Source organism: Candidatus Poribacteria bacterium, from assembly GCA_026706025.1.
Classification (GTDB): domain Bacteria; phylum Poribacteria; class WGA-4E; order WGA-4E; family WGA-3G; genus WGA-3G.
This window is the reverse complement of the sequence record JAPOZO010000032.1, coordinates 78929-92513: the sequence shown is the minus strand read 5'-3', so window position 1 is coordinate 92513 and position 13585 is coordinate 78929. Positions and strand designations below refer to the sequence as shown.

General features: G+C 47.4%; 13 protein-coding genes. 10 read left to right on the top strand and 3 right to left on the bottom strand.

Annotated elements, in window-relative coordinates; all coding sequences use genetic code 11:
- On the bottom strand, window positions 1–1512 hold a 1512-nt coding region (locus OXH00_07605), incomplete at its 3' end, for a glycoside hydrolase family 32 protein (protein ID MCY3740869.1).
- Between the two features lie 266 nt (window positions 1513–1778).
- On the opposite strand from OXH00_07605, the gene OXH00_07600 reads away from it, so the two are divergent.
- Together OXH00_07600 and OXH00_07595 are read left to right on the top strand one after the other, a co-directional pair.
- A complete protein-coding gene (locus tag OXH00_07600) occupies window positions 1779–2534 on the top strand; it encodes a hypothetical protein (protein MCY3740868.1) in 756 nt (251 codons plus the stop codon).
- A 17-nt stretch (window positions 2535–2551) separates the two neighbouring features.
- Window positions 2552–3532 carry a Gfo/Idh/MocA family oxidoreductase gene (locus tag OXH00_07595; GenBank protein MCY3740867.1) on the top strand — a complete coding sequence of 327 codons (981 nt, stop codon included), beginning with the start codon at window positions 2552–2554 and terminating at the stop codon, window positions 3530–3532.
- A gap of 58 nt (window positions 3533–3590) precedes the next feature.
- Here the strand turns inward: OXH00_07595 and OXH00_07590 are convergent, their stop codons facing one another.
- Together OXH00_07590 and OXH00_07585 are read right to left on the bottom strand one after the other, a co-directional pair.
- Window positions 3591–4643 (bottom strand): zinc-binding dehydrogenase, encoded by a 1053-nt coding sequence (locus OXH00_07590; protein ID MCY3740866.1) that lies wholly within the window; start codon window positions 4641–4643, stop codon window positions 3591–3593.
- A 57-nt stretch (window positions 4644–4700) separates the two neighbouring features.
- On the bottom strand, window positions 4701–5696 hold the full coding sequence (locus OXH00_07585) for an NADP-dependent oxidoreductase (GenBank protein ID MCY3740865.1): 996 nt from the start codon (window positions 5694–5696) through the stop codon (window positions 4701–4703).
- Window positions 5697–6091: 395 nt separating this feature from the next.
- On the opposite strand from OXH00_07585, the gene OXH00_07580 reads away from it, so the two are divergent.
- The 8 genes from OXH00_07580 (at window position 6092) to OXH00_07545 (ending at window position 13551) form a co-directional block, all read left to right on the top strand.
- Complete coding sequence (locus OXH00_07580) at window positions 6092–6919, top strand: cadherin repeat domain-containing protein (protein MCY3740864.1); 828 nt, start codon at window positions 6092–6094, stop codon at window positions 6917–6919.
- Window positions 6876–7283, top strand: coding sequence for a T9SS type A sorting domain-containing protein (locus OXH00_07575; protein ID MCY3740863.1), 408 nt, complete (start codon window positions 6876–6878; stop codon window positions 7281–7283). Before OXH00_07580 ends, OXH00_07575 begins: the two co-directional genes overlap by 44 nt.
- Before the next feature lie 237 nt (window positions 7284–7520).
- A complete protein-coding gene (locus OXH00_07570) occupies window positions 7521–8294 on the top strand; it encodes a class I SAM-dependent methyltransferase (GenBank protein MCY3740862.1) in 774 nt (257 codons plus the stop codon).
- A gap of 17 nt (window positions 8295–8311) precedes the next feature.
- Entirely contained in the window at window positions 8312–9151 is an 840-nt protein-coding gene (locus tag OXH00_07565) for a phytanoyl-CoA dioxygenase family protein (protein ID MCY3740861.1), read from the top strand.
- A gap of 420 nt (window positions 9152–9571) precedes the next feature.
- Window positions 9572–10369, top strand: a complete 798-nt coding sequence (locus OXH00_07560) for a LamG domain-containing protein (protein MCY3740860.1) — start codon at window positions 9572–9574, stop codon at window positions 10367–10369.
- Window positions 10370–10475: 106 nt separating this feature from the next.
- Window positions 10476–11264, top strand: a complete 789-nt coding sequence (locus OXH00_07555; protein ID MCY3740859.1) for a phytanoyl-CoA dioxygenase family protein — start codon at window positions 10476–10478, stop codon at window positions 11262–11264.
- Between the two features lie 11 nt (window positions 11265–11275).
- Window positions 11276–12034 (top strand): phytanoyl-CoA dioxygenase family protein, encoded by a 759-nt coding sequence (locus OXH00_07550; GenBank protein ID MCY3740858.1) that lies wholly within the window; start codon window positions 11276–11278, stop codon window positions 12032–12034.
- Window positions 12035–12132: 98 nt separating this feature from the next.
- On the top strand, window positions 12133–13551 hold the full coding sequence (locus tag OXH00_07545; protein ID MCY3740857.1) for a sulfatase-like hydrolase/transferase: 1419 nt from the start codon (window positions 12133–12135) through the stop codon (window positions 13549–13551).
- Window positions 13552–13585: the final 34 nt, after the last annotated feature.

Genomic DNA, 13585 nt, shown 5'->3' with positions numbered 1-13585 from the left:
TCCTATAGTTGGCATCACTGTCCATGCATCCAAACTGTTTAGAATTGCCTCACCACCGTTGGCAAAGATTGAGACACCAAGGCTATCCGAGCGTGTCGGATAGATACGTTGTGTTAGACACAACCGACTGTTGACAAAAACCTCTACTACAGATTTGTCTAAGAAGATATGGAGTTTCAGAGGTTCCCCTTCAGCCAGTTTGAAGGGTGCCGCCTGCGAACTCGTCCAACGTTCTCCATCATCTTCGTCTTGTGGTGTAAAGCGTGGATACCGGACTTCATCATCTAAAGTTGATTTCGTGAGGTCGATTTTTAAGCATGCGTCGATTGCGGAAAAAGCAATAGCGGTTTCCTCTTCCCCGTCCGAGGAGCGACGTACCTTCGCACCGAATTCTGTCGCACCTCGTGGCGTGATATCCAGCTGCAACTCAAGGCAATCGCCGCTTACCTCTTCAATATTGATCTCAGTGTCAGCCTTGACCCGAACAGATTCTTGGTGATAGGGATTGATGCGGAGTTTTTCGAGCTCTGAAGCGGGTTCAATACAGAGACTTCCATCTTCATTTAACGATAGCAATCGCGGTAGCGTCATCACGGAAGCCCAACCGTATTTCTCCCAAGGGCGCGCTTCACGGATCCAACCGAAGAAGATACGTCGTCCTTGATCATCAAGAAGCGTTTCGGGACCAGAGAGCTGCCCACCTTGCCAATTCATACGTCCGTGTGTTTCAGGGTAAAACTGCTCGTCTTCATAACGTCCTAAGTAATAGTGTGCCATACCATAAGGACGATGCCCGTGCATCAGGAGCATGTATTTATCGCCGAGTGAAAAAAAGTCAGGACAGGCACAGTCCTCAACCGCATCGGTCCAGCGACGTGAAGATTTGTAAAACGGACCGCGATATTCCCAGTGAATACAGTCGTCTGAACGGAAAAGGCTGGTCGCATCGCCTTCATATCCTGCTCGGCTGTTTTTGTTACCTATGAGGGCATAATAGGTGCCGTTTTCGTACCATGCACACGGATCAAAGACGTGATATTCTCGCGGTTCGTCTGGTATCGGAATAACTGGGTTTTCAGGTGAAGGTGTCCAATGAATCAAATCATTATCGCCGCTGGTTGCGATACAGGTTCCCTGACCCGGCACGTGATAAATTAATGTTGGAACTGGCGCGTTTTCAATCGCATCTCCGCTGTATATGCCACGTGGCATTGATCCATCAGTGAGAGGCTTTATTGCCGGTGGATGGTGTATCCAATGCACCAAATCGCAGCTGGAGGAGTGATCGAGGACTGGCAGCCATTCATCTGCGTTTGGGTTCGGCATCCGTCCAAGATAGAAGACGTGGTATCGTCCATTCCAAAAGAGGGTACAGTTCGCGTCATTGAAAAAACCTTCGGGTGGAAGCAGGTGATAGCGTGGACGGTGCAAGTCCGTTGAGAGATACTCTCGTAATTCGCGTGCGTTTCCGATATGTTCATGGAGGTTTTCGATTGTAGTTGCTGGATCCATTGGCTGTGAATTCTCCTCGTATTCTTCGCTGTTCCAAAAGTAACATACAAGATCAAAGTATAATAACACGTTGGAAGAGAAGTGACAAGCGAAATCGAAACGTTCCAAACTTGTTTTGATACATCTGCAGTGAAGTTTTCCTTGCGGTTTTTTATACCGTTTGCTATACTGCGCATAATTGGTTTCGGGGCACTCAGTTGAGTGAATTGCCCCGTTTCTGCTGAACGCTTTCCCAACCCTATGCATTCTACCGGAGGGTTTAGAAGATGATACATATACTAAGATGTGCTTTGATTCTAACGCTATTCGTTTTTGGGGTATCTGATACATTTGGGGAAATCTTGTTGCAGGAAGATTTTGAGGGCGAATTGGACTTAACCACTAAATGGCAGACCGGTCACCCTAAATTTGTTTATCCAAAAGAGGGTATCCTCTATTTGGACCAAGGGAAATCCGGCGGGGACTACGTGAGTCTTCGGTCTGTTCAACACTTCAATGATGTCATTATCTATTACGAATGGTTCATTATAGAATGGAGCGGGCAAGGTGATGGCGGCGGTGCGTTACGGCAGACACCCAACGGTTCTTATTGGATGCGCTGGTGGGGACGCAGCAATGTCAAAGTGACAACGAATAAAGATGGGCCCGTTAATGCTTGGCAACCCTTTCCAGTGAAGGGCGGACAAGCGTCGAGTAACTATCCGGCGGTATCTGACCATTTTATACTGAAAGCGGCGTTGATGACGCAGGAAAAACGTGTCACCATTCATATATGGGATGTCACTGAGAAAGAACCGATACAGATCGCTGAGTGGGAAGTCAAGGATAATACTTACAAATCAGGAAATATCAGTTTTGACTGCTGGAAATTCGGTATTTATGGTGTCGATAACGTTATCGTTGCCACGCCTGAACATGAGGCGGAGATATTTGCCGACAACTTTGATCCCACGCGACTTGCCGTTCAACCTGAAGGGAAACTCGCGACTGTGTGGGGACACCTAAAATTGAACAATTGGTAAACAGAAAGGAATTTAGCATGACAAAATGTGCACTTATCAGCGGTAGAGGTATGGGGATGATGCACGGCGGGAATTTCCACGCCCATTCGGATGCGGAGGTCGTGGCTGTCTGCGATATGGATCCTGAACTCCTCGCGAACGCGAAAGAACACTTCGGCGTACCGGGGTATCCAACAATTGAGGAGCTTTTGGCGAATTGTGACCCGGATCTTGTCCTGCTCATTGTCAATGAGACCCGACGTATCCCACCGCTGCGCCAACTGCTCGAAGCCGGACAGAATGTCTTCACAGAGAAACCGCTCTGTGGATTAGAGGGACAGGATCGTGTCCGTGAAGAGGACCTCGGCATTGCGGCACCTGCTATCGCAACGTGGCGCGACTCCAACCTTAAATTCGGGATTGATTTCAACTACCGATTTATGCACCATTTCCGTAAATTGCACGACGATGTTGCCGAGGGACGGTTGGGTGAGATTCGCATGGTACACGCGCGCGCACACTTCAACTGTTGGTCTCACGTGATTGATCAGATTCTCTGGACGGTTGGGAGACCGGAGTGGGTAAGCGTTGTCGGGGATCCGAATGAAAGTGGTGGTTGGAGACGTTTGATTCATATCGGTTGGGAAAATGGCGTTATCGGTTCTCTCAGCGGTACAAACCTATGGGGTTACGATGATCATCCGCTCCGCGTCAAGGTGCTTGGGGATGAATTTTACGCCGAGGCAAAAGGTCTGGAAGGTGCTTACGTCCGCAGAAAAGCGAATAGTTCTGAGATAGAGGAAGTCTGGGAAGCAGAGGAAGGCAACCCGGAAATGCCGGAGTCTTTCAAGCGGATGGCTGATGGTGTGATTAAAGCGATGCATGCCGATACAGCCTTCCCCGCGGACGGTGAAGCCGCATGGAATGAACTGGTGTTTGAGGCGGCCTTGCATAGATCGGCTTTGCAGAATAATGCGCGTGTATTTCTGGCAGATGTCGAAGCAGACGCATTTGCTTAAAGCGGTTTATAGGCGCGCTCCGAAAGCGCGCCTACGATTCAAGTTAAGGCATCTCCTTTTAGGCAGCACCGCCTTTGACAGCGATCTTAATCGCATCTTTCCCATCTAAGTGATAGCTCCCGTGAAGTGCGTCAAAGCCTTTGGACACATCCTCCAACGGGAGAATATGGCTCACAAAACCGTCGAAGAGGGATGCATGCTTTTCCAACATCGGGATAGCACGAAGGAAGTGCTTCCGCTCAAAGCCCCAACCGGCTTCCAAACGAAGGTTTTTCCGCATTAGCATCTGGTTCGGATTGCAGTCAAAGCTACCAACATCCACGAAATGTCCGTATACAACGTAAGTCCCACCATATCGGATGTAATCTAAGCCTTCAGGGATAGCAGCAAGGAAACCGGTGCATTCGTAGACGACATCCGCCCCTTCGCCTTGTGACGTATTTTCTCGGACAATCCGCTTGCGTTCTTCAGGATCCGGCACTTCGGCGATGTCGATTGTGAGGTCTGCGCCCAACCTTTTCGCCATTTCAAGTCTTCCCGGAGGGCCACCGACGACGATAAGCCTACCCGCTCCAGAGACTCTCGCCCAATTAAGCGCGAGCAGCCCGATGGGACCGGTTCCCTGAATCACAACCGTATCCCCGAATTCGATTTTTCCACGCGATATGCAATGCGCGGCACACGAAGCCGGTTCCGCGAGAACGGCAATTTCAGGCGGGAGATCGGTTTTAAGAAACATATTTGTTGACGGGTTTGATAGGTAGATGTATTCACTGAAGCCGCCGCGCAGATACGGTGCTTCTTCCGATGGCGAAAATCCGAGACCACCGCTCGGAGAAAGGGCGATCCTGTCGCCTACTTTAACGGGGTTTCCGAGGTAGTCTGTTTCAACGCCCTCACCTAAAGTCTCAATCACACCGACGTTCTCGTGTCCGAGAATAATATCGTGGTTGATGTGCTGAAATTCCCAGTTGTGGAGGTCGGTGCCGCAAATACCGCCTAACTCCTGACGTACGAGAACCGTACCGGGTTCAGGATCAACGATTGGATATTCTCGGATTTCAAAATCTTTGCCACTCATTACGGTGGCACGTGCAGTTCTGGTTCCCATTGTAAAACTCCTTTCCTACTGTAGGAGCGAACTTTGGTCGCGACTCCCTATGCCTTATTATTCAGACTCGACTTTAACGATGACCTTTCCGAGTTTTTCGCCTGTGAAAAGCGAGATAAACGCTTTTGGTGCATTCTCTAATCCCTCTACAATTGTCTCTTCCCACTGTATTTTACCTTCGGATATCCATTGGCGCATGTCGCTGTAGAATTCAGGGTTCCGCGTCATGAAATCGGTAACAATAAACCCTTGTAGTTTAATCCGTTTGCCGATAGCCGCACTGAGGTTTGTCGGACCTGGCGTAGGTTCAATATCGTTATATTGAGAAATCATGCCACACAGCGGGATACGTCCGTGCATATTCATTACCGCGAGTGCTGCTTGCAGATGTCTTCCACCAACATTTTCAAAGTAGATGTCAAGTCCATCAGGACAATGTTTTCTGAGTTCGGCTTCCAAGTCATCTACATTTTTATAGTTAAAAGCTGCATCAACACCGGCTGTCTCAAGTAACCATGCAACTTTCTGATCTGAACCGGCACTCGCTACAACTCGACAGCCTTTGATTTTCCCGATTTGACAAACAATCGAACCGACCGCGCCTGCCGCGGCGGAGACGAAAACGGTTTCGCCTGCTTCGGGTTGACCGATCTCCAGAAACCCGAAGTAAGCAGTACGTCCAGGCATACCAACCGCGCCTAAAAACGACTGCAGTGGGGCAATCGTCAAATCAACAGCGGTGACACTCTCTGCTGACGCAATGTAATGATCCCGCCATCCTAACATTCCCGTCACATGATCTCCAACTTTAAACGCATCGCTATTTGACTGGACAATCCGACCTGCACACCTACCTTCCAGCGGTTTACCGAGTTCAGCGGACCGCATGCCACCGCGCATATACGGGTCTACTGATGTATAAAGATTTTGGACTAATACCTCGCCTCCAGCAGGTTCAGGGAGAGGCACCTCTACAACTTCAAAGTCGCTTTCCTTAGGCATCCCAACGATCCGGTTTTTAAGACGAATTTGTCGGCTTACAATGTTCGACATTTTTTCTCCTACCAATTGATAATCTAACTTTGCTTAAACGATGTTAATCTAATGATAGCATATCTCGAAAAAAAGTCAAGATAGCCAGAAATTTTATTATGGACAAAGTCATATTATTTAAGGGTAAACTGTTTTGGATTGAATATCGTTTAAGGGTTGGAATGATTAGTTTTAACAAATTATTGTGTTTTTCAGGAAACTGTGCTTATCGATTAAAAACCGGAGTGTTATCACTCTGGAGCATACGACGCGATTTGACGATATTATTTAAAATGAAACGCAATTTGCAGCGTGTGCAACAAACTAAATTCATAAAAAACAATTTTTAAGAAATAAACCGCAGTTTCCTGAATAAGAAACCTCATAAAATAAACACATCTAAAATGGAGTTTATCATGAAACAGCAAATTTTGACGCAAAAACTCAGCATGCTCATTTTTACGGCATTATTTTTCATATATAGTATACCCACAATGAGCTATGCGCACAGAAGAGTAGAATTCGTAGAAGGCGACACAACCACTCGTGAAATAGCCGAAAATACACCCGCAGATACGAACATTGGAGAACCGTTGAGATATTCCACGAATTTGCCTGATGAATGCATCGGTGTCTCTTTTAGTGGCCCTAATTGGAGGGCATTCGACGTTTCCCGTGTTGCTCCGGGTAGTTTGCAGTTGAAGACTAAGGCCCGATTGAACTACGAAAAAAAGAACACTTATCAAGTAAGGGTCACGGTATTAGACTGGGGAAGTCCAGCCACAGACGTAATCACGGTGAACATTACAGTAACCGATGTCAATGAAGCACCAACGTTTACAGAAGGGGACGAGACAACCCGCGAGATAGAAGAAACAGCAGCAATAGGTGCGAATGTCGGGGATCCTGTGTCAGCGACGGATGCAGACATGGGTGAGACTTTGGAATACAGCCTCAATGACAATGAGGATGATGCTTTTGAAATTGATAGCCGCACGGGGCAATTGAAAACCAAGACGGCATTGGATCATGAAACCGAGCCAAATTATAAAGTAAAAGTCGTAGTCTCGGACGGCAGTCAGATAGATAGCATTATTGTCACTATTAATGTCTTACCTGAAAAGACAGTAGCATCTGCACCGACTATTAAGGCTGACAAAACAACCTCCCTTCTGGAACCAGCGTTGCTTAAGACCTTGGATGAAAAAAAAACTTCAAGCACATCTGCAGAGGTTGTATGCTGAAAACGACGGAACCCTGACGTACCAGCGTGCAATTGTTATGCTTCAAAGCGTTCTGGTATCAACGCCTCCGGACAAGACCGTGCTACTCGCGAACTATCCAAATCCATTTAACCCTGAGACATGGATACCGTATCGCTTGGCGAAGGCTGCGAATGTACAGATTCCTATCTATAATGCACACGGCACAGTCGTCCGGCATTTAGAGTTGGGGTATCAATCAGCAGGCTATTACATCAGTAGAAACCGTGCAGCCTATTGGGATGGTAAGAACGATTTTGGTGAACGTGTTGCCAATGGTATCTATTTTTACCAACTCCAAGCGGACGCTGTATCTCCACTACGCAAAATGGTTATCCTCAAGTAACCTTTTTCTATAGGCGCGATTTTTTAATCGCGCCTTCTTCTCTTTATAAGTATGTTTCTCATACTTCCATCCTTCTATTCCTTCAGGTAAATCCTATGTCCAGCCGCGAAGTTCCTTAGACATGCTAACTGAATGCCCCCGAAATTCATTTGACATTTATTTCTAAGTGTGGTTTGATGGATAAAGGAACGAATGAACCTGGGCAAGGAATAACCTATCTTTACTTTAGGAGGAAAAATGAACGATCTCCCTCACGAGTTTCTTAGGACTGATTTCGGACACGAAGTCTATGATGAATGGTATCTTGGAGCAGGCAGCTACAATTTTGAGACACCCGAATTTGTGGAAAGGCATTTCCCTTTCTATGAAAAAGCACTGTTACTATCTAAAGATGACAAAATATTAGAAGCAGGTTGCGGAATTGGCAGTTATTCGCGTGAATTTGTACGGCGTGGCTATCACGTTATTGGCATGGACCTATCACCTAACTTTCTTGCGGAAGCCGAGAAAATTACGCAACGTGAAAATTTGGAGATTGAATTTATTCTCGGTGACTATAATGAAATGCGTTTTGAAGAAAGGTTTACTGTTATTTTCTTCGAGGGTTCGTTTTTCTATCAATCCAAGGAAGGTTTGATGTCGCTCTTAAACCGAGTCCATAAAGCACTCACACCTAATGGCAGGGTTTATTTCGTACATTCAAATCATTCAATACTAAAAAAGCAACTTCCAGTGGATAATTTGAGTGAAATTAAGAAAAACGTTTTTGTCCTGCAGAGGAGTGAGTATGACGAAAACAGTGATGTTGAACGATGCGCTTGGCTTAGGATAGATTTAGAAACGCATAAACACTACAAGTGCGATTTTTCTACTATGCACCTCCCACCAGACGAACTCAAAAACTGTCTTATGGAGGTGGGATTTAAGGATTTCCATTTCTACAAGAAACGTAGTTTGGAAGACTTCCATCCAGAGAATGATAATGGGTTTTCCGTAGTGGCTGAAAAGTGATAGCGACAGGAGCAAATATGAACGTCAAAAAACCGAAAGAGAAATACGATCAATTAATCACCGACGGTTACTGTGTTGTTGCGGATGTCTTGAAGGAAGAGATGCTTACGCAACTTCGGACGGTGACTGATGAATTGCTTGAGGCACAAACGGAAGACCAACGCGAAGCCTATCGCTCCTCTGGCAGTATGATTAGCGTGTATATGCATCCGCTGTTCGCGGAGCTCGTCGTTTACCCGCGTACATTGCAGGCTCTTGACGCTTTAGGGTTCTTGAGACCGAAATGGTCATCGGGGTATGTCATCAGCAAACCGCCGCAGAGCCCACCCCTATTTTGGCATCAGGACTGGTGGGGGTGGAACGATCCCTGCAGCTACACAGCACTGCCTCAGCAGCTGTTCCTTATGTACTATTTGGTTGACACAACACCGTCCAACGGGTGCCTCCGTGTGATTAAAGGTTCGCATCTCAAGCGACACCCCCTGCATGATATATTGCCCGATGCTCACGGCGAAGCACTCCAGCGCGTTGATGATGCTAACCATCCTGCCTATCAACACTTTTCGGGTGAAGTTGACATATCCGTGAAAGCGGGAGACTTGGTTATCGGTGATTCTCGGTTGCTACACGCTTCACACGGCAATCAATCCGATGAACGCCGGACTGTGATTACACTCTGGTATCATCCATTTTTTGCGTTGTTACCTACAAGAATGCAAGCACATATCGGTAGACTCCGACAGAGTCTCGCTTGGTCGGATGCCGATTGGGCGCGAATTGCCGAACTCGCACCCGTCTGTGAAAACGACGTTGAACCGCTAAAATGGAATCGGAATCCGGGACCTGAACTGAAATAGCCCTATTTCAACACGGACTGAATTTTACTTGAAAATAACGAAATTTCATGATATATTATACAGTGAAGTCCCGTAGGTTGGGTTGAACGGTGTTGAGAAGTGGGATGTTGGTAGGCCAAAGACACCTGAAAGTAATATCCCACTATATTTACTCATGAACGTAGTGAAACCCAACTTTAGACTGTCAGGGTCTCGGAACCTTCAAGGTATCCAAAGCGTTGGGTTTCACTCGGTTTCCCAATTTTTCATGCCTACACATTTGGTGGAGAGGAGCAAAAACCTTGGAGAGCGACGGGTATTTCGTTTTCCCGAGCTTGCTTACACTAACGGCTCAGGGAAAGATAACAAACTCATTTGAGGAATAACCAGTGGGTCATTCGCTGGTTTTCGCTTTCAGAATAATGAAGGAGGAAATAAAGGATGAGAACGACAGTTACAAGGTTAAAACTATTATGTGTCAGTTTAATGGTGATGAGTCTGATGTTTGTAGGTATCAGTGCTGCTAAAATTGACTTCGGGGATTGCGTCGGCATGTGGCTCTTTGATGAGGGGAATGGTAACAAAGCCAAAGACTCCTCTGGAACGGGCAATGATGCCAATATTGAAGGTGGTGCAAAATGGGTGAATGGCAAGTTCGGCAAGGGGTTGAGTCTTGACGGCTCGGACGATTACGTCGAAATCCCTCACGATGATTCTTTAAACGTTGGCGGTGAACACACGATCGCACTTTGGGTTAAATTAGATAAGCCACCCGCTGGCGGTATGGCTGTTGTGACCAAAGATGATTGGGCACCTGGATTTTGGTGGGATGGCGGTATCATCCGACATCATACGCATGACCCAGGCGGCACGCTTCACTTTATAGATGCACCTTGGGAACCAGATACAAATTGGCGTCATGTTGCCGTTACCTGGGATGGTGATGACTTTGGCGTATATATAGACGCTGATTCGATTGGCGAAGGTGTAACTACACCAGACTTAGGAAGGAACCCGCTAACCGATAAACCCTTCTTGATAGGTATCTATCTCGCCACTGGACAACACGGTCAGTGGGGTCAGTTTCTCGGTGCAATAATTGACGATGTCGCTATCTTCAATGTAGCTTTGGATGGTGATGATCTCGAAACCCTCATGAATGATGGATTAAAAACAGCAGCTGACATTGAACCTTCAGGTAAACTCGCAACAACTTGGGCTGACATTAAAGCCGATTAACCTACTCCCAAACCCCAAGATTGCGTTGGTTTGGCAAGACCGAGTCCGGTTCAATACTCGGCATCCTCGGTCTTGTCAAAAGTACCACTAAATGGGAGGCGTTTTTATGTCACACTCCCCCCTGAAAGCCTGTCTTGACAGGCGAGATTCACTGTTTCATGCCTACACGTTTGGTGAACAGGAACGGGAAAAGTTAGATCGGGATGGGCATTTTGTTTTACCCGGTGTGCTTACACCCGATGCACAGGAAAACCTGACACGTTCGCTGTCGCACATTCTTGAACTCTCGCGTACGTCAACGGAAGGACATGAACCGAATCGATTTTCTGCAGAATACGACAGTTATCTCGAAAGCCTGATTGCACATCCACAGATGCTTGAACTCGCACGAAAGGTGTTGGGCGATAATATCCGATACGATCATTGTGTGAGTCTGAATAGACCCGGCGGCAACGGCGGTATTGGATGGCACAGCCACGGATACTCAGATGACGATCCAAGTTTGGGTTTTGTCCGTATCTTCTTCTATGTCAACGGTTTTGAACCGGACGATGGCGGTTTAAAAGCAGTCTCCGGAAGTCATCTCTATCGGGATTCAAGAATCCATGGACGAACGGACCAAGCACTCCGCGAAGGTTGGCTCGTCGGAAGAAAGCACCCAGAGACAGGAGAACCGCTCGAAATTGAGGCGTTATCCGCGCCCCCCGGTACAGTCGCGTTGATGTGGACGCATGCCGCACATGCAGTGAGTGCCAGAAAACCAAACAGTGATACACGGTGGTGTGTAGTCTACGCCTATCGGAACCCTGGTAGACCCTCAGGTGCCCGCTGGATTACGCCTGAATTTGAACGTAAACCGATTCCCGGCACGGAAGGCTTGATGTCCCTTTATTAAAAGGAGTTTTTATGCCACAAAACTCGATTTTTCATGACTACGCCTTCGGTGCTCAAGAACGAAAAAAGTTAAATCATGACGGTCATTTTGTGCTTCCCGGCCTCCTAACGGTTGATGCGCAAGAACGATTGACAGAATCGTTGGCGCGGGTTGAATCGCTGATACCGGGTTGCAAACAGGGGTACGAACCGAACAGATTCGCTGCGGAATATGATAGTTATCTCGAAAGTCTAATCCCACATCCGCAAATGCTTAAACTCGCGCGCCAAGTGCTTGGTGAAGAGATACGTTATGACCACTGCGTGAGTCTCAATCGTCCAGGGGGCAATGGTGGTGCCGTATGGCATAGCCACGCATACGCTGAAGACGATCCCCGCTACGGTTTTGTCCGTATCTTTTTCTATGTTAATGGATTTGCGGCAGATGATGGTGGTTTGAAGGCTGTTCCCGGAAGCCACCTTTACCGCGATCCCAAAATTCAGGCGGCAACAGATGAAGCGTTACGAGAAGGGTGGATGGCTGGAAAAACCCATCCTGAGACCGGCAATCCCTTAGCAATTGAAGCGTTATCAGTACCGCCAGGAACGGTCGTCCTGATGTGGACACACGCAGCACACGCAGTAACCCCAAGAAAACAAGAGAGTGACACCAGATGGACAGTCGTTTACGGATATTATAAACCCGGTAAAGACCCAGGTGAAAGATGGATTACACCCGAATTTGAGCAAAAACTGATACCCGGTGCTGATGGGTTGATGTCTCCTTATTAGCAGTTAGCAATTGATAGTTGGTAAGGAGAGGCTTAGCTTGATGAAAAATCTTTTAACTGATGACCGACAACTGACAACTGATAACCCTTAAAACAGCCATGCCAAAAAATAAACCGCACATTCTATTCCTTATCAATGACGAACACCGTCCCGATGTCCAGCCAATCGAAGCGGACACGGCTATCCGCATGCCAACACTCTCTCGGTTTATGGATGAAGGCACCTACTTTCGTAACGCCTATACGCCTTCACCGATCTGTGTCCCTGCCCGACAGAGTTTTCTTTCAGGACTCTATCCCCGTAACTGCGGGAGTCTCAATTTCGGCGATCCGATGCCGACAGAGGTCCGAACGATTCCCGGACAGCTGGGAAATTACGGGTACTACTCCTGCTGCGCGGGGAAAATGCACTTCGTTGGGACGGATGTCATGCACGGCTGGCGGGAGCGGATCGGACGCGATATTATCGGCAATAACGGTTATCCATACCACGCTGTTAAAGATGAACACCACGCTCAGATTACACCAGAACCCGGTACGGGGATGAAGCAGAACAAGGTGATTCAGGAAGTCCGCGACGCGCAACCCGGCTTAGGACAATGGATGCTCCACGACCAATACAATGTGGACGGCGCACTTCTATTCCTTGAGGAGTATTTCGTCAACGCCTCTTATGATCGTCCAAAGCACAATCCACTCTGTATGGCGGTAAGCCTCATAGCACCCCACTATCCGTATCAGTGTCCACTCGACCTGTTTACTTACTATATGCAGCGCGTGGAACCGATTGTTGAAGAGCCTAACGAGCAGTTTGGATACGACAACTTTTTCAGAGTCCGAGTCGGACAAGATGTTACCTACCGTCAGGCACACCGGGCAACTGCGGCGTACTATGGTATGATTGAATGGATGGATGCACAATTCGGTCGGGTTATTGAGAAGTTAGAACATTTGAATGTCTTAGACGATTTTATCATCGTTTTCCTCTCTGACCACGGTGAAATGCTCGGCACAAAAGGACTCTGGGAGAAACAGAGTTATTTCGAGGCTTCGGCACGGGTGCCACTTTCTATCTGGTATCCGAAGCGATTTGGACGAGAACCGAAGGTCGTTGAGCAGAATGTATCGTTAGTTGATCTGTTTCCGACTATATGCGAATTAGCAGAGATACCAGCCCCTGATGAACTTGATGGACAATCACTTGTGCCCCTGATTGATGGAGATACGACTGATTGGCATGATACTGTGTATAGCGAACTCTGGCGCGCCCAAAACGGTCCCTCTGTCATGGTTAAAGAGGGCAGTTTGAAGTACTTCCGATTTGACAACGATAAAGGGTGGCCCGAACAACTCTTTGATCTCTCCAAAGATCCAGATGAACGGAACAACCTGATTGACACACCCGCCTATGCCAATGCGCTCTCAAAACTGCGCGCAAAAGCCGATGCCCTGCCTGCACCGCGCCGAAAAGACGAGAACAACAGGTTCATTGACCCACATTGTCCCATCACGTTTTAGAATTATCTCTGTTTCGTGGTACTAAAAATCGGAT